Genomic DNA, 16,776 nt, shown 5'->3' on the forward strand with positions numbered 1-16,776 from the left:
TGAATTTGTTTGAAAGGTGTTGGACATACAACTTGGTTTATTTGTATGCAATGTTAAGACAACGCTCCGTATTATTATTTTTATTAGTTGTTAACATATTAGGTACAATATACGGATTTATATGGTATGGAAATCAATTAAAAGAAACGTCACCTATATTTTGGCCGTTTGTACCCGATAGCCCTATGGCGAGCCTCTTTTTTGTTTTTGTTTTAATTGCTTTTTTAATAAAGAGAAGTTGGGGATTAATAGAGGCGCTAGCGATTGTTACTTTAATAAAATATGGTATATGGGCTGTTGTTGTAAATGGGGTTATGATTTATGTAAAAGGTCCTATCGGTTTTATTGGGTATATGTTAATGCTTTCGCATTTTGCGATGGCAGTACAGGGATTGTTATATGCACCGTTTTACCGTATAAAAAAATGGCATTTTGCGGTAGCTGCTATATGGACATTACATAATGATGCAATTGATTATTTATTTTGGCAAATGCCGAGATATGGAATTATGCATTTGTTTGTAGGAGAAATTGGTTATTTTACGTTTTGGCTAAGTATCGCAGTGCTTTGTATTACATATTATTGTTGCTTGCGTGAGAACCGAAAACAGTTTTTTTATGATAGTTAGAACATTTAGGGGGAGAAAATGAAGGAAAATAAGAGTGGTACAAAAATATTGGATCGATTGATTACGATAGTTGTTTCATATAGCATCGCATTTTCTATATTTGCACTCGCAACAACGGCGATTGTATATGGAAAATGGCTATATTATTTTGAAATTGATTTTTTAAACATTCCAGATTTAGCAGATATGACGAAGGATGATATTAAAAGAAATTATGATGTGCTTATCACATACTTATCTCCGTTTTATGACGGAGCATTACAGTTTCCAACATTAGATATGTCTACAAATGGTCGTATTCATTTTGTAGATGTTAAAAATATTTTAGTGAAAATTCAATATGTAATGTATGCGACAATTATGATTGCAATAGTAGGCGGCATTTATTTATTAAAAAAGAAAAATGAAAAGTTTTTATTGCACGGATCGATTTTAACAATTATCTTTCCGATCGCGCTGATGTTGCCGATCGCTATTAATTTTGAAAAGAGTTTTGTATTATTCCATAAGCTTTTATTCAGTAATGATTATTGGATGTTTGATATTGAAACGGATCCAATTATATTAATGTTACCAGAAGAATTCTTTATGCATGCTGCTTGTGCTATTTTATTATTTATTTTATTTGGAAGCATATTGTGTTACAGCTTGTATAGATATTTCGTAAAAAAGAAAAGGATTTCAAAGGAAAAATTCTCTGTTTAAGAGAATTTTTTTGTTTGTAAAACGATAATATATTTTTCGGTTCAGTTCTGTTCTATTCTTGTCCAAATTAACATATTTTGTACTAGTAGTTATAGGGGGGACCGGGATGAAGAGAACATTAATTGGATTGATCGCATTTCTAATTATAATGTTTCCGTTACGTATATATGCTGAGGAGTGGGGTGAACTAACAGGATTGTTAGATGACTCATTACAATTAGTGAAGCGTAATGAAGATGAAAAAGCGGTACAAGTATTACAACATTTCTCGGAGCAGTTTGTAATAAAGGGGAATGAAAAGAAGCAAGAAGTAACGCCAGATCAAGTTAGAGTTATTTCGTTAGCTTACGATAAGGCGCAACAATCGCTCTCTGAAGAAGGTTTAGGTAAGCAAGCTAAAATTGATAATGTGCTGGCATTACAACTTGCTGTTGATGCACAAGTATCGAAATATCAACCACTTTGGATGGAAAGAGAAAGGAAAGTAATGGATGCCTTTTCTCAAATGGAAAAAGCGATGACAAAAGAAGATACTGGGCAGTTTCAACAAACGTTAAACACATTTTTACATGAATTTAATATTATTTATCCAAGCTTAATGATCGCCTTGCCAGAAAACGAAGTGCAGCGTGTAAATGTTCATTTATCTTATTTAGATGAATTTCGTAACGTTATGTTAAAAACGAAAGGCGGCCAAATGCAATTAGGGATTATTAAAGGGGATTTGCAAAAAATATTTCACACAGTAAAAAAAGATGAAATTGCACCCTCTCTCATTTGGTTTATGACAATTACTGGAGGTCTTATTTTATTCACATTAACTTATGTTGGTTGGAGAAAGTATAAAGGAGAGAGAGAAAAAAGAAAAAGTAATGTACATTCTAAAAATAGATAATGCAATAAATAAAGATACGGATTGTAAGGTTTATTAATTGACAATGATGGCAGAAGAAAATAGAATGAGAAGTACTATAATTAAAACTTCAATGGAGGTTCAGAGGTTCATGATGTTTTATTTAATTTACTTCGCGATCATTTTGATCATACCGTTGTATGCACAGTCAAAAGTACGTAGTGCCTATAGCAAGTATTCACAAGTTTATTCAACATCAGGTATGACAGGAGCGGAAGTGGCTCGGAAAATTTTAGATGAGAATGGATTATACAACGTAGCTGTAGAAGAAACACCAGGTCATTTATCAGACCATTATGATCCAACTGCTAAAACAGTTCGATTATCAACAGATAACTATTACGGTCATTCAGTTGCTGGTACAGCAGTTGCAGCACACGAAGTAGGACACGCAATTCAAGATGCAAAAGATTATAACTTTATGCGTATTCGTCATTCGTTAGTGCCAGTTGCAAACTTTGGATCGAATATTTCTTGGATATTTATTATGATTGGTGCCTTTGCATCTATGGCTAACTTATTGTTATTAGGTATTATCTTAATGGCAGCAGGTGTTGTGTTCCAACTTGTTACATTACCAGTTGAGTTTGATGCATCAAAGCGTGCAATGCAACAAATTGAAGCGTTAGGTATCGTATCAACAGATGAATATGGGCAAGCTCGTAAAGTATTAAATGCGGCAGCATTAACATATGTAGCAGCTGCAGCTGTAGCGGTATTTGAATTATTACGTCTCGTATTAATGTACACTGGTATGCAGCGTAGCGACGACTAAAGACTATCAATTTTGATAGTCTTTTTTGTTGTGTGGATTGAATTATATAATGTATTGCAAATAGAAATAATAGAAGTAATGCAGAAAGGCGGTGGGGGAATGAAATATCCAGACCATTTAGTAAAACAAGTGAAAGAACGTAGTGCGCCTTATCAATTAGAAGGTTTTTTAAGTGGACAAGGTCCTGGAAATCCCAAATTTATGTTGTTAGGAGAAGCGCCTGGTGAAACAGAAATTCATAATGGGATTCCGTTTAGCGGGAGGGCGGGAAAACAATTAATGGGTTTTTTAGAACGTATTCACGTTACAAGGGAAGAAGTATATATTACGAGTGCTGTTCGGAGTAGACCTTATCAATGGCGAGAGAAAAAAGAACGAAATGGTGAAATCATACAAAAAAAGTATAATAGAACGCCAAATCAGGGAGAAATAGTTGCCCATGCGCCTTTGTTAGATTATGAATTAGAGAAAATACATCCGAAGCTTATCGTCACGCTTGGAAATATCGGTCTTCAACGTTTAACAGGAAAAAATAAAAAAATCACAGATATACACGGGCAATTATTAAAACAGCCCATTCAAAAATTAAAGGATATGCAAAGTGCAGAGTTTACATGGTCAGAGAAAGAATATCATGTTTTTCCGACTTTTCATCCAGCTTCCATTTTTTATAATCGGAGTTTATTGGAGCTTATTTATGAGGATTTGGAGAAGCTTAAAAGACTTGTAATAAAAAACTAGAAAAGCTAAGGCGCTTTTCTAGTTACATTTAATTATGTAAAGGGTTTTTATTCTCATCTAACGTAAATCCTTCGCCAACTACATCATGTACGTCACTTACAGCGACAAAAGCATGAGGATCTACAGAAGTAATGATATTCTTTAATTTCACGATTTCATTTTTAGCAACAACGCAATACAATACGTTACGTTCTACTTTTGTATACGATCCAACAGCTTTTAAAAAGGTTGCTCCGCGCTCCATCTCAGATAAAATTTTGGCAGCAATTTCATCGTTTTTATCTGAGATAATAGTCGCTCCTTTTGCTGCATATGCTCCTTCTTGCATAAAATCAATGACTTTCGCCCCGATAAAAACAGCAACTAACGTATACATACCCTCGCGGTATGATAAATAGGTAAGAATAGAGACGATAATGACGATAGCATCAAACATAAACATCGTTTTCCCCATACTCCAGCCAACATATTTGTGAGCTAGTCGTGCGATAATATCTACACCGCCAGTAGTCCCGCCATATTTAAATATTATCCCAAGACCGATACCGATAAATGCCCCGGCGAATAAAGCTGCGAGTGTCATATCATTTTGCAAGTTTAAATGTAAGTTGAGCACTTCGTAACGCTGGAAAATCCATAGAAATAAAGATACGCTAAAGGTGCCAATTAATGTATATAAAAATGTCGTTCTGCCAAGTAACCTCCAACCAATAAAAAATATAGGGATATTTAAAATCAAGTTTGAGTAGGAAGGATCAAACTTAAATAAAAAATACAATAATAGTGTAATACCAGTAAACCCACCCTCTGCAAGGTGGTTTTCAATATTGATATTGACAATACCGAAAGAAAATATAGCGGAACCGATTAAAATAAAAATAATATTTCGCATCTTTAATTTTGATGTCATATAGAAATCCCCCTAATTATGTAATGATTGCATTGCTCCGCTGAAACGGTAAAACATAATAATAAGTAATTTCTAGTTGCTAGTGAAAATAGTAAGAATCTGATTGGTGCGGGTTCATCTTTTGCGAAAAGCACGCAAAAGAAGTTTCACTTTACCCCATACTAACGGCTGATAGGAGATGAAGCAAAGAAGAGGGACAAACCAGCTGTAGGAACCCGATTAGTTCAACTAATCTTTTGCAAAAATCGCAAAAGAAGTTTCACTTTATTATAGTCTATCCAAAAATGGGTCGCAAATAGGTGTTTGGCGGGGAATAATATTTGTCAAATCGTGATGAATTGGCTAACATGAAAGAGGAAGGATTAGAGGTGAATAGTATGGAAGCAAAAACAATGAAAGATATGCAGAAAGAAGTAGATGCATATATTGGTCAGTTTAAAGAAGGTTATTTCAGTCCGCTTGCAATGATGGCTCGTTTAACGGAAGAAATGGGAGAGCTTGCAAGAGAGGTAAATCATTATTATGGTGAGAAACCGAAGAAAACAACTGAAAAAGAAAGAAGTATTGAAGAAGAGCTTGGAGATGTATTATTTGTTATGATTTGTATGGCAAATAGTTTAAATATTGATTTAGAGACAGCACATAACATTGTAATGAATAAATTTAATACACGTGATAAAGATCGCTGGACACGTATTGATGAGGGAGAGAAAGAATAATGAAAGAAATTAAAGTAATTATCGCCGGACCAAGAGGACGTATGGGACATGAAGCAGTCCTTCTTATGGAAAGAACGGAACATTTTAATTTAGTAGCAGCAGTGGATTATAAGCATGGTGGTGAGAAGATTTCTGATTTACCTGGCATGCCAGCATTACATGCACCGATTTACGCTGATTTACATACTTGTTTAGAGGAAGTAGAAGCAGATGTGTTGTTAGATCTAACAACACCAGAAGTGGGGAAACAACACGTTACACTTGCAGTTGAGCGTGGACTTCGTTCGGTTATTGGTACAACTGGATTTACAGAAGAAGAATTGGCACGTTTAACTGAGAATGCAAAAGAAAAAGCAGTAGGAACAATTATTGCTCCAAACTTTGCAATTGGTGCAGTTCTTATGATGAAATTCTCACAAATGGCAGCGAAGTATTTCCAAGATGTTGAAGTAATTGAATTGCATCATGATCAAAAATTAGATGCACCATCTGGTACCGCGGTAAAAACAGTAGAATTAATTCGCCAAAATCGTGAATCAAAGCAGCAAGGTCATCCAAATGAAGTAGAGCAACTGGAAGGCGCTCGTGGTGCAAATGTAGACGGTATTCACATTCATAGCGTACGTTTACCAGGACTTATTGCTCACCAAGAAGTAATGTTCGGTGGAGATGGACAAATGCTAACAGTTCGTCATGATTCATTCAATCGTGCATCATTTATGTCAGGTGTAAAACTATCAATTGAGACAGTAATGAATCTAGATCATCTTGTGTACGGCTTAGAAAATATTATCGATTAAAGGAGAGAAAACGGATGAAAATTGCCTTAATCGCACATGACAAAAAGAAAAATGACATGGTTTCGTTTGCGTACGCATATAAACCAATTTTTGAACAACATGAATTATTTGCAACAGGAACGACAGGACTTCGTATTATGGAGGCAACTGGCTTAGTTGTAACAAGATATCAGTCGGGTCCTCTTGGTGGCGATCAAGAAATCGGTGCCATGATTGCAAAAAACGATATGGATATGGTGATTTTCTTCCGAGATCCACTAACTGCTCAGCCGCATGAGCCAGATGTAAATGCATTACTTCGTTTATGTGATGTATATGCGATTCCACTTGCAACGAATATGGCAAGTGCTGAAATGTTAATGCACGCATTAGAGCGAGGAGATTTAGATTATCGCAAGTTAAGAAAATGAGGGGAACAATTATGAGTGGATTACATATATTAGCGTTTGGTGCTCATGCCGATGATGTTGAAATCGGCATGGCTGGTACCATCGCTAAATATACAAAGCAAGGGTATGAAGTAGGTATTTGTGATTTAACAGAAGCTGATCTTTCTTCAAATGGAACGATAGAGTTGAGAAAAGAAGAAGCGAAGGTCGCAGCTCGTATAATGGGAGTAAAAACGAGGCTGAATTTAGCGATGCCAGACCGTGGTTTGTATATGAAAGAAGAATATATACGTGAAATTGTCAAGGTGATCCGTACATATAAACCAAAACTAGTTTTTGCGCCGTACTATGAAGATCGTCATCCAGACCATGCAAATTGTGCAAAGCTTGTGGAAGAGGCTATTTTTTCAGCAGGAATCCGTAAATATATGCCGGAACTTTCACCACATCGTGTGGAGTCTTTTTATCATTATATGATTAATGGTTTTCATAAACCGAATTTTTGTATAGATATAAGTGAGTACCTCTCTATAAAGGTGGAAGCATTAGAAGCGTATGAAAGTCAGTTTTCAACAGGGAGTGATGGTGTGAAAACGCCGTTAACAGAAGGTTACGTTGAAACTGTAATCGCTCGTGAGAAGATGTTTGGAAAAGAAGTTGGAGTCTTGTATGCCGAGGGATTTATGAGTAAGAAACCGGTTTTATTACATGCTGATTTATTAGGGGGATGTAAATGAAATTAAAAATAGGTATTACATGTTATCCTTCTGTAGGTGGTTCTGGAGTTGTTGGAACAGAATTAGGAAAGCAATTGGCGGAACGTGGGCATGAAATTCACTTTATTACATCGGGTTTACCATTCCGGTTAAATAAAGTATATCCAAACATTTATTTTCATGAAGTGACGGTAAATCAATACTCTGTATTTCAATATCCACCATACGATTTAGCGTTAGCAAGTAAAATGGCCGAGGTTGCACAAAGAGAAAACCTAGACATTTTACATGTACATTACGCAATACCGCATGCAATTTGCGCGTATTTAGCGAAACAAATGATTGGAGAGCGTATTAAAATTGTTACAACCTTGCATGGAACAGATATTACTGTGTTAGGTTCCGACCCTTCGTTAAATAATTTAATTCGTTTTGGTATTGAGCAATCGGATGTTGTTACGGCTGTCTCACATTCATTAATTAACGAAACGCATGAGCTTGTAAAACCAAGTAAAGACATTCAAACGGTATATAACTTTATAGACGAACGTGTATATTTCAAGCGTAATATGTCTCAATTAAAGAAAGAATACGGTATAAGTGAGAGTGAAAAAGTACTTATTCATATTTCGAATTTCCGTAAAGTAAAACGTGTGCAGGATGTTGTTCAGGCATTTGCTAAAATTGTTAAAGAAGTAGATGCGAAGTTGCTTCTTGTTGGAGACGGACCAGAATTCTGTACGATTTTACAGATAGTGAAGAATTTACATATTGAAGATCGCGTTTTATTCCTAGGAAAGCAAGATAATGTTGCAGAACTACTTGCGATGAGTGATTTAATGTTGCTTCTATCAGAGAAGGAAAGTTTTGGTCTTGTTTTATTAGAAGCAATGGCGTGTGGTGTACCTTGTATCGGAACACGTGTTGGAGGTATTCCAGAGGTTATTCAACACGGGGAAACAGGATATTTATGTGAAGTTGGCGATACAACAGGAGTGGCACATCAAGCTACGCAGCTATTAAAGGACGAGGAACTTCACCGTAATATGGGAGAACGAGCAAGAGAAAGTGTTTATGAGCAATTTCGCTCAGAAAAAATTGTTTCACAATATGAAACGATTTATTATGACGTACTAAGGGATGACAAAAATGGAAAGATTTAAAAAAGCTAGTTCTATTATTGAGACATTAAAGCAACAAGGACATGAGGCTTACTTTGTTGGTGGGAGCGTACGAGATCTTATTATCGATAGGCCGATTGGAGATATTGATATTGCGACATCTGCTCTACCAGAAGAAGTGATGGCTATATTCCCAAGAAATGTTCCTGTTGGTCTTGAACATGGAACTGTAATTGTTGTAGAAAATGGTGAGCCTTATGAGGTAACTACTTTTCGAACAGAAAGCGAATATGAAGATTTTCGAAGACCTAGTAGTGTTCAATTTGTTCGTTCATTAGAAGAGGATTTAAAACGTCGTGATTTCACGATGAATGCAATTGCTATGACAGAAGAAGGCAAAATGGTTGATTTATTTGCTGGACAGGAAGCCATTCAACAGAGGGAAATTGTGACAGTTGGAAATGCTGCGGATCGTTTTCAAGAAGATGCCCTGCGAATGATGCGTGGTATTCGGTTTGTAAGCACGTTAGGTTTTTCACTAGAAATGAAAACGAAGCAAGCGATCGAAACGTATGGGCATTTGCTAGAACATATAGCAATTGAGCGTATTACAGTAGAGTTTGAGAAACTGTTAACTGGTACATATTGTGTGAAAGGTCTCAAAGAATTAGTAGAGACGAAGCTATTTTCTCATTTGCCATATTTACAAATGTCAGAAGAGAGACTGTTAAAAGCTACGCAGTATAAATGGGATTCTTTCGAAACGGATATTGAGGCGTGGGCATTTTTCTTATATTGTATCGGAGAAGAACATCCATCTGTCTTTTTACGTCAATGGAAGTTTTCGAATAAAAAAATAAAAGATATTGTTGCAGTTTTATTGGCAATCCGTACGAGAAAGGAGAAGGATTGGGATACAGTCCTTCTTTATAAAACGGGAATTCATATCGCTGAAATGGCTGAAAGAGTATATGAAGCGATGATTGAAAGCTATGACCGTACATCTGTTAAACGAGTACAAACATTGTTTCAAGCATTGCCAATAAAGAGTCGTCAAGAAATGAATGTGACGGGGAATGATTTATTAAGCTGGACAAACAAAAAGCCTGGTCCATGGGTTGCTGAAATGCTTCAAAAAATTGAGGAAGCAATCGTACAAGGAAACGTAGTTAATGAGAAAGAGCGTATAAGGGAGTGGCTGCAAGGATGCAATCTACTATAAGAAAGCAGTTATTGCAAGTTTTTTCTGAAGCGGATGGCGAGTTTGTATCTGGCCAGACGATTAGTGATAAACTTGGTTGCTCGAGAACTGCTGTGTGGAAACATATGGAGGACCTTCGTAATGAGGGCTATGAACTTGAAGCTGTACGTCGATTAGGTTATCGAATTGCGAGTAAGCCGGACAAAGTGACTGCGAATGAAATTCAGTTAGGATTACAAACGAAACATATTGGTAGAACAGTGTATTTTGAAGAGTCTGTTGAATCTACGCAGCATATTGCAGCAAAACTAGCGTATGAAGGTGTAGAAGAAGGAACAATTGTTGTGGCAGAAGAACAAACAGCGGGCAGAGGTCGTTTAAGCAGAAAATGGCATTCACCGAAAGGGACAGGAATTTGGATGAGTATTATTTTACGTCCATCAATCCCGGTTCATCATGCACCACAACTTACTTTGTTAGCGGCTGTTAGTGTTGCGCAAGCAATTGAAAAATGCACAGGTGTAAACGTAGGAATAAAATGGCCAAATGATATTTTAATTCAAGGGAAAAAGGCTGTAGGTATATTAACGGAAATGCAAGCGGATCCTGATAAAATCAATGCTGTCATTATGGGCATTGGTATTAATGCGAATCAAAAGCAAGAACATTTTGATGAGGAAATTCAGCATATTGCTACTTCTTTAGCGATTGAATCTGGTAAGCCAATTGTTCGTGCAGAACTTATGCAACAAATCTTTTTACAACTAGAAAAATTATATGAAGAGTATTTACAAAATGGTTTCTCTGTCATTAAAATTCTTTGGGAAAGCTACGCTGTGAGCATCGGGAAAGAAATTACCGCCCGAACGATGAGACAGTCGATTACAGGGCTAGCAAAAGGAATTACAGAAGAGGGTGTATTGCTTTTAGAGGACCATGAAGGAAAAGTACATCATATTCATTCTGCGGATATCGAAATTAAGTAGAAGAAGTTCCTCTTTTGGAACTTCTTTTTATTTCAATATTTTTGAGTTTAATTTGTAACATGATAATAAATTCTTTTAATATTTAAAGTTCATTTCAAAATATCTTCCGTCTAGTTGGCCTGGCATGTTATTTGACGATTACTTTGCCTTCCATTCCTTTAAGAAGATGGTATCGACATATTAATTCATATGTGCCAGTATTTTTAGGTTTCACGGTAATATTCTTTTCTTTTCCTGACTCGACTACGACGTCAATGCCGAGTTTTTTCACTGTAAAGGTGTGCTCGTTTTTACCTTTATTTTTCAATAGTAATGTTGTTGATCCTTCAAGTGGAATCGTGATGACATTTGGATTAAAGTAATCATCATTTAGTTCAACCTCAATTACTTTCGTTGAATCGATAGGTTGTGTTACGACGTTAACTGAGGCAAATGTATGGAGGGTGCCAAAAGTTATCATCCCTACAATCATCACAAGCAAACCGATGGATCGAAATAACCATTTGTTTATAGACATTCGCAATTCTCCTTTTGTAAGTATGTTTCCTCAATTAACCTGCATCATTATTTTATGAGTTATACTATGTATTTAAAAAGCTGTTTATATTTCTATGATTGAGTAATTTATTGAAAATTCACATACCATAATGAGGATAAAAATTATTTTTTCAAAAAAATGTAGTAATTCCTTTTGGGAGTTTGCTATAATTAGTTCGAATATGGGCAGTATCAGAGCGAACTGCACCATGATTCGAAGCAATACGAAAAATAATAACTTGGATTCTGCCTTGATCCAATAACGGACTGGGACAGAGGGATGAATAATGCCGACTAACACACAACCCTTCTGCCCTTTTGTGGCCAGAGGGGTTTTTTATATGATTTCGGCCATCTCCTCTCTCCTGCATAAAGGAGGAGTAGTTTTTGAAAACAAAAACAGATTTTTTGAAAATGAAAGAGCAAGGTGAGCCGATTACAATGCTAACGGCGTATGATTACCCTTCTGCTAAATTAGCAGAAGAAGCTGAAGTTGATATGATTCTAGTTGGAGATTCTCTCGGGATGGTTGTACTCGGCTATGATTCGACAGTACCTGTAACAGTAGAGGATATGATTCATCATACGAAAGCTGTACGCCGCGGAGCGAAAGAAACGTTTATTGTAACTGATATGCCATTTATGTCGTATCATGTGTCGCCTCAAGATACGATGGTGAATGCACGCCGCATCGTTCAAGAGAGTGGCGCCCATGCACTGAAGGTAGAAGGTGCGGGAGAAGTGATATCAACTATTCACTACTTGACGAATGCGGGAATTCCTGTTGTGGCGCACTTAGGTTTAACTCCTCAATCTGTAGGAGTGCTAGGTGGATATAAAGTACAAGGAAAAGACGTTGAAAGTGCAAAAAAATTAATAGAAGATGCGAAGAAATGTGAGGAAGCTGGTGCAATTGCACTCGTGTTAGAGTGTGTGCCAATGCAGTTAGCAGAACTTATTTCAGAGCAATTAACAATTCCAACAATCGGGATTGGCGCAGGACAAAAAGTAGATGGGCAAGTGCTTGTTTATCATGATCTTATCTCATATGGCGTAAATCGTGTTCCGAAATTTGTGAAGCAATATACGTCTGTTCAAGAGGAAATTGTACGCGGGATTTCTCAATATGTTGCTGAAGTAAAGACAAGACAATTTCCTGAAGAAAAACATTCGTTCACAATGAAAGAGGAAGAATGCTTAGCGTTATACGGAGGAAAACAATAATGAAAATCGTAACTACAGTGCAAGAGATGCAGCAAATTACAAACGCCAACAGTAGAAGTGGAAAAAGTATCGGTTTTGTTCCAACGATGGGTTATTTACATGAAGGGCATGCGACTTTATTACGTAAGGCAAGAGAAGAAAATGAAATTGTAGTTTTAAGCGTGTTTGTCAATCCGCTACAGTTTGGACCGAATGAAGATTTAGATCGATATCCTCGTGATATTGATAGAGATGAAAATGTAGCAAAAGAAAGCGGTGTAGATTATTTATTTTATCCGAGCGTAGAAGAAATGTATCCAGTAGAACAAACGACAACAGTAGAAGTTGTGAAGCGTACCGATGTATTATGCGGCAAACAAAGACCTGGTCATTTCGCTGGAGTTGCGACTGTACTCATGAAACTATTTAATATTACATTGCCAACGCGTGCTTATTTCGGTATGAAAGATGCACAGCAAGTTGCTGTCATTGAAGGATTTGTCGCTGATTTTAATATTCCGGTTACGATCGTACCAGTGGATATTGTAAGGGAAGAAGATGGATTAGCAAAAAGTTCTCGTAACGTGTATTTATCACAAGAAGAGCGTGAAGAAGCTCCTCATTTATACCGCAGTTTATGTATAGCGAAAGAAAGAATTGAGGCAGGCGAACGTAATTCAGAAATCATTACAACTCTTGTGAAAGAGTATATCGAGACGTATACGAAAGGCACTGTAGATTATGCTGATTTATATGCCTATCCTTCATTACAAATAATGGATAAAATTGAAGGACGAATTATTTTAGCAATTGCAGTTAAATTTGATAATGTACGATTAATTGACAATATAACATTAACGGTGAAATAAGGGGGAGCATCTATGTTTCGCACAATGATGAGAGCGAAGTTACATCGCGCAACAGTAACAGAAGCAAATTTAAATTATGTAGGTAGTATTACAATTGATGAAGATTTAATGGATGCAGTAAATATTGTAGAAAATGAAAAAGTACAAATTGTAAATAACAATAATGGCGCTCGCTTAGAGACATATGTTATTAAAGGAGAACGCGGTAGCGGTGTTGTTTGTTTAAATGGTGCAGCTGCAAGGCTTGTACAGCCGGGGGATAAAGTTATTATTATTTGCTACGGTTTAGTGGCAGAAGAAAATATTCATAAACAAGAGCCGAAAATTGCAGTATTAGACGATGAAAATCAAATTATTGAAATGTTAGGTGCTGAAAAAGCGGGTACGATATTATAAGTAGAAAGGCTATCTCTATTACAGAGATAGCTTTTTTGTGCATCTTTTCATTAAGATAAGATAAAACGTGGTATAGTAACATTATATAATTTTGTGTTTGATAGGTAAGAAATTGAGGTGTTACATATATGAGTAAGCGTTATGTCGTTGTGGATTTAGAGACGACAGGGAACTCCTGGAAGGATGGGAAGGATAAAATTACCCAAATTGCAGCTGTTGTAGTGGAAGATGGAGAGATATTGGAGATTTTTTCATCTTTTATTAATCCGAAGAGAGAGATTCCGCCATTTATTACAGAACTAACAGGGATTGATGAGGGTATGGTTAAGCAAGCCCCGTTATTTCAAGATGTAGCCCCGATGGTTGTTGAGCTGTTACAAGGTGCAGCTTTTGTTGCCCATAACGTTCACTTTGATTGGAATTTTTTAACGGAAGAATTAAGGCAAGCTGGATATACAGAAGTACATTGTCCAAAAGTTGATACAGTTGAGTTGGCGCAAATTCTTTTGCCGACGGCTGATAGTTATAAATTACGTGATTTAGCTAAACAACATGAACTAGAGCACGATCAACCACATCGTGCGGATAGTGATGCTCTTGCTACAGCGGAATTGTTTTTACAATTTTTAAATGAAATTGAAAAGTTACCACTTGTCACCTTGCAATCGCTTTATGAATTGAGTGATGTTTTTCAAAGTGATATTGCGGATGTACTTTCTGAAAATATTTTAAAGAAAATGATGCATGGTAAAAAAGCGGCAGAGGGGTATGAAGTGTATCGAAATATTGCGCTTCGAAAACGAAATTATTCTTTAAATCTCAGTGAAACATGTTCATCTAAATTTGATGCTTTTTTGCATAAGACAATCGATAAACTTGCATTGAATATGCCAAAGTTTGAAAAAAGAGAAAGCCAACAAATTATGATGAAGGAAATATATACAGCACTAAGAGACTCTAGGTTTTCCCTAATCGAAGCAGGAACAGGAACAGGGAAGACTCTTGCATATTTGCTTCCAAGTATTTATTTTGCAAGGAAAAAAGAAGAACCCGTCATCATAAGTACCCAAACAGTACAACTGCAACAACAAATACTAGAGAAAGAAATTCCATTATTACAGAAAATCATGCCATTTTCATTTGAAGTAGCTCTTTTGAAAGGAAGAAAGCATTATCTTTGCCTACATAAATTTGAATATGCTTTGCAAGAGGAAGAGAAAAATTATGATATGGCGCTCACAAAGGCAAAAATTTTAGTGTGGTTATTGCAAACGGAAACTGGCGATCGGGATGAATTAAATATTCCTGAGGGCGGAAAGCTACTTTGGAACCGTATTTGTAGTGATGTACATAGTCCGGGCGGCATGCAAAGTAACTGGTTTAGTCGTTGTTTTTATCAACGAGCAAAGAATAAAGCGTTATTTGCAGATATCGTTATTACAAATCATGCGTTATTATTTCAAGATTTTTCAAGTGAAGAACCATTGTTTGCTTCATGTGAACATATTATTTTTGATGAGGCTCATCATATCGAGGAAGCGGCGAGTAGAACATTAGGTGAACAGTTCTCCTGTATGTATTTTCAACTAGTTTTATCTCGTCTTGGTACGCTAGAAACAGATGATGTACTTTCTAAAGTATATAAAATGATGAAAAAATCAGAACAAACCTCCCGTTCGACTTTCCGCATGGTGAGTCATAGTTTGAAGGAATTGAAATTTGATGCGGATGAGCTCTTCCAAATGTTACGTGCTTTCATCTTTAAACAAACAAAGCAGGAACAAGGAATAAGCAATATGCCACTCATTTATCGATATAACACAGAAGTAGAGAAAGGTAAGTTATGGGATAGCATTACCGAGCTAACAAATCGTTTTGTATATGATGTAAGAAAATTATTGACTACACTTGAGAAGCAAGTTGATATATTGCAAAGCAAATTAGAATGGGAGATGCATGTTGTTACTGGTGAATTTATGCATTTAATTGCGTTGTTGAGAAAGATGGCACAATCTTTACAGTTACTCATTTTAGAAAAAAATTCATATGTGACATGGATGGAGACTGAAACGAAGGGAACCATTCATTCAACTGTTTTATATGGGCAGCCTGTTCATATTGGTGAAAGATTTGCTGATGAATTTTTAACACAGAAAAAGAGCGTTATTTTCACATCAGCAACGTTAACAGTAAACGATTCATTTGACTATATAAAAGAAGAGCTAGGTTTACATGATTTTGCTCCTAATACATTACAGGTTCCATCACCATTCCGTTTTGAAGAACAGATGAAATTAATGGTTTCAACGGATGTGCCTTTTATTAAGAAAGCAAGTAATGAAGAATATATTAAATCTGTGTCGGCACATATTGCAAAAATAGCGAAAGCTACAAAAGGTAGAATGCTCGTTTTATTCACCTCGTATGAAATGTTGAAAGAAGCGTATACGAATTTGAAAAATGACGAGGAGTTAGAAGGGTATTTATTATTAACGCAAAGTGTGAATAATAAGAGCCGAAGTCGTCTCATTCGTAAGTTTCAAGAGTTCGACAAATCGATTTTGTTAGGAACAAGTAGTTTTTGGGAAGGGATCGATATACCTGGAGATGCCCTTAGTTGTCTTGTTATTGTCCGCCTTCCCTTTACGCCTCCTCATCAACCGATGATAGAAGCAAAAGGGGAATGGTTAAAAAATCAAGGAGAGGACGTATTCGCTAAGTTAGCACTCCCGCAAGCAATACTGCGTTTCAAACAAGGATTTGGTCGTCTCATTAGAACAAGCACAGATACTGGAACAGTATTTGTATTAGACCGTCGTTTGACAAGCTCTTCCTATGGAAAATATTTTTTACAATCAATTCCAACTGTCCCGCTCTATGAAGGTCCTTTAGAAGAATTGTTAGAACAAGTAAAGGAACGGCCAGCTGAATAAAATTGGAAGAAAAATACGCCTGAAGTACATGTAAACTTCAGGCGTAAAAAATGTGGGTAGGAGGAATTTTATTTTTCTTACTTCTTGTATACAAAATGTATGAGTTTTCGACTTGAAACCTTTTTTTGCTGTACATGTCCTGCTATAATAGATGGGTGATGAAGCAGGGGTTGTAAAGAATGTACTCTTATTGTAACCGCATTGCGTTCTTCTATAATTAGAAATTTTTGTGT

The 16,776-nt window shown here is 36.3% G+C and carries 18 protein-coding genes; 16 read left to right on the forward strand and 2 right to left on the reverse strand.

Annotation, left to right across the window (positions count from 1 at the left end; all coding sequences use genetic code 11):
• The first annotated feature begins 32 nt into the window (after window positions 1–32).
• The 5 genes from lhaT to CO726_RS07685 all read left to right on the forward strand — a co-directional run bounded on the left by lhaT (window position 33) and on the right by CO726_RS07685 (window position 3,763).
• Window positions 33–629: a lipoprotein heptaprenylglyceryl N-acetyltransferase LhaT gene (lhaT, locus tag CO726_RS07665; RefSeq protein WP_136699463.1), complete on the forward strand. Its 597-nt coding sequence runs from the start codon at window positions 33–35 to the stop codon at window positions 627–629.
• Window positions 630–647: 18 nt separating this feature from the next.
• Entirely contained in the window at window positions 648–1,334 is a 687-nt protein-coding gene (gene lit / locus CO726_RS07670) for a lipoprotein intramolecular transacylase Lit (protein WP_099683855.1), read from the forward strand.
• Window positions 1,335–1,440: 106 nt separating this feature from the next.
• Complete coding sequence (ypjB, locus tag CO726_RS07675; protein ID WP_099683856.1) at window positions 1,441–2,229, forward strand: sporulation protein YpjB; 789 nt, start codon at window positions 1,441–1,443, stop codon at window positions 2,227–2,229.
• Window positions 2,230–2,341: 112 nt separating this feature from the next.
• A complete protein-coding gene (locus CO726_RS07680) occupies window positions 2,342–3,022 on the forward strand; it encodes a zinc metallopeptidase (protein ID WP_025988738.1) in 681 nt (226 codons plus the stop codon).
• 99 nt (window positions 3,023–3,121) lie between these two features.
• The gene (locus CO726_RS07685; protein ID WP_099683857.1) at window positions 3,122–3,763 is read left to right on the forward strand and encodes a uracil-DNA glycosylase; all 642 of its coding nucleotides are present in this window, start codon (window positions 3,122–3,124) and stop codon (window positions 3,761–3,763) included.
• 28 nt (window positions 3,764–3,791) lie between these two features.
• Here the strand turns inward: CO726_RS07685 and CO726_RS07690 are convergent, their stop codons facing one another.
• On the reverse strand, window positions 3,792–4,673 hold the full coding sequence (locus CO726_RS07690; protein ID WP_099683858.1) for a YitT family protein: 882 nt from the start codon (window positions 4,671–4,673) through the stop codon (window positions 3,792–3,794).
• A 377-nt stretch (window positions 4,674–5,050) separates the two neighbouring features.
• Between CO726_RS07690 and CO726_RS07700 the strand changes: the two genes are divergently transcribed.
• Genes CO726_RS07700 through CO726_RS07730 form a run of 7 tightly spaced genes read left to right on the forward strand, consistent with a single transcriptional unit; the run spans window position 5,051 to window position 10,605 of the window.
• Window positions 5,051–5,392, forward strand: coding sequence for a nucleotide pyrophosphohydrolase (locus CO726_RS07700; protein WP_002108639.1), 342 nt, complete (start codon window positions 5,051–5,053; stop codon window positions 5,390–5,392).
• Complete coding sequence (dapB, locus tag CO726_RS07705; protein ID WP_099683859.1) at window positions 5,392–6,192, forward strand: dihydrodipicolinate reductase; 801 nt, start codon at window positions 5,392–5,394, stop codon at window positions 6,190–6,192. The genes CO726_RS07700 and dapB overlap by 1 nt, the downstream gene beginning before the upstream one ends.
• A gap of 14 nt (window positions 6,193–6,206) precedes the next feature.
• Entirely contained in the window at window positions 6,207–6,602 is a 396-nt protein-coding gene (mgsA, locus tag CO726_RS07710; RefSeq protein ID WP_000684767.1) for a methylglyoxal synthase, read from the forward strand.
• 11 nt (window positions 6,603–6,613) lie between these two features.
• Window positions 6,614–7,318, forward strand: a complete 705-nt coding sequence (gene bshB1, locus CO726_RS07715; RefSeq protein ID WP_098759501.1) for a bacillithiol biosynthesis deacetylase BshB1 — start codon at window positions 6,614–6,616, stop codon at window positions 7,316–7,318.
• Window positions 7,315–8,460, forward strand: coding sequence for an N-acetyl-alpha-D-glucosaminyl L-malate synthase BshA (gene bshA, locus CO726_RS07720; RefSeq protein WP_099683860.1), 1,146 nt, complete (start codon window positions 7,315–7,317; stop codon window positions 8,458–8,460). The genes bshB1 and bshA overlap by 4 nt, the downstream gene beginning before the upstream one ends.
• Entirely contained in the window at window positions 8,447–9,640 is a 1,194-nt protein-coding gene (locus CO726_RS07725) for a CCA tRNA nucleotidyltransferase (protein ID WP_099683861.1), read from the forward strand. The genes bshA and CO726_RS07725 overlap by 14 nt, the downstream gene beginning before the upstream one ends.
• Window positions 9,625–10,605: a biotin--[acetyl-CoA-carboxylase] ligase gene (locus CO726_RS07730; RefSeq protein ID WP_098759498.1), complete on the forward strand. Its 981-nt coding sequence runs from the start codon at window positions 9,625–9,627 to the stop codon at window positions 10,603–10,605. The genes CO726_RS07725 and CO726_RS07730 overlap by 16 nt, the downstream gene beginning before the upstream one ends.
• Window positions 10,606–10,732: 127 nt before the next feature.
• On the opposite strand, the gene CO726_RS07735 is transcribed toward CO726_RS07730, so the two are convergent.
• A complete protein-coding gene (locus tag CO726_RS07735) occupies window positions 10,733–11,122 on the reverse strand; it encodes a cupredoxin domain-containing protein (RefSeq protein WP_099683862.1) in 390 nt (129 codons plus the stop codon).
• Window positions 11,123–11,529: 407 nt separating this feature from the next.
• Between CO726_RS07735 and panB the strand changes: the two genes are divergently transcribed.
• The 4 genes from panB to dinG all read left to right on the forward strand — a co-directional run bounded on the left by panB (window position 11,530) and on the right by dinG (window position 16,543).
• Window positions 11,530–12,366 (forward strand): 3-methyl-2-oxobutanoate hydroxymethyltransferase, encoded by an 837-nt coding sequence (panB, locus tag CO726_RS07745; protein ID WP_099683864.1) that lies wholly within the window; start codon window positions 11,530–11,532, stop codon window positions 12,364–12,366.
• Window positions 12,366–13,214: a pantoate--beta-alanine ligase gene (gene panC, locus CO726_RS07750; RefSeq protein WP_099683865.1), complete on the forward strand. Its 849-nt coding sequence runs from the start codon at window positions 12,366–12,368 to the stop codon at window positions 13,212–13,214. Before panB ends, panC begins: the two co-directional genes overlap by 1 nt.
• A 12-nt stretch (window positions 13,215–13,226) precedes the next feature.
• Window positions 13,227–13,610, forward strand: coding sequence for an aspartate 1-decarboxylase (gene panD, locus CO726_RS07755; protein WP_099683866.1), 384 nt, complete (start codon window positions 13,227–13,229; stop codon window positions 13,608–13,610).
• Between the two features lie 128 nt (window positions 13,611–13,738).
• Window positions 13,739–16,543 (forward strand): ATP-dependent DNA helicase DinG, encoded by a 2,805-nt coding sequence (gene dinG, locus CO726_RS07760; RefSeq protein WP_099683867.1) that lies wholly within the window; start codon window positions 13,739–13,741, stop codon window positions 16,541–16,543.
• Window positions 16,544–16,776: the final 233 nt, after the last annotated feature.

The organism is Bacillus fungorum (assembly GCF_002746455.1).
GTDB classification, from domain to species: domain Bacteria; phylum Bacillota; class Bacilli; order Bacillales; family Bacillaceae_G; genus Bacillus_A; species Bacillus_A fungorum.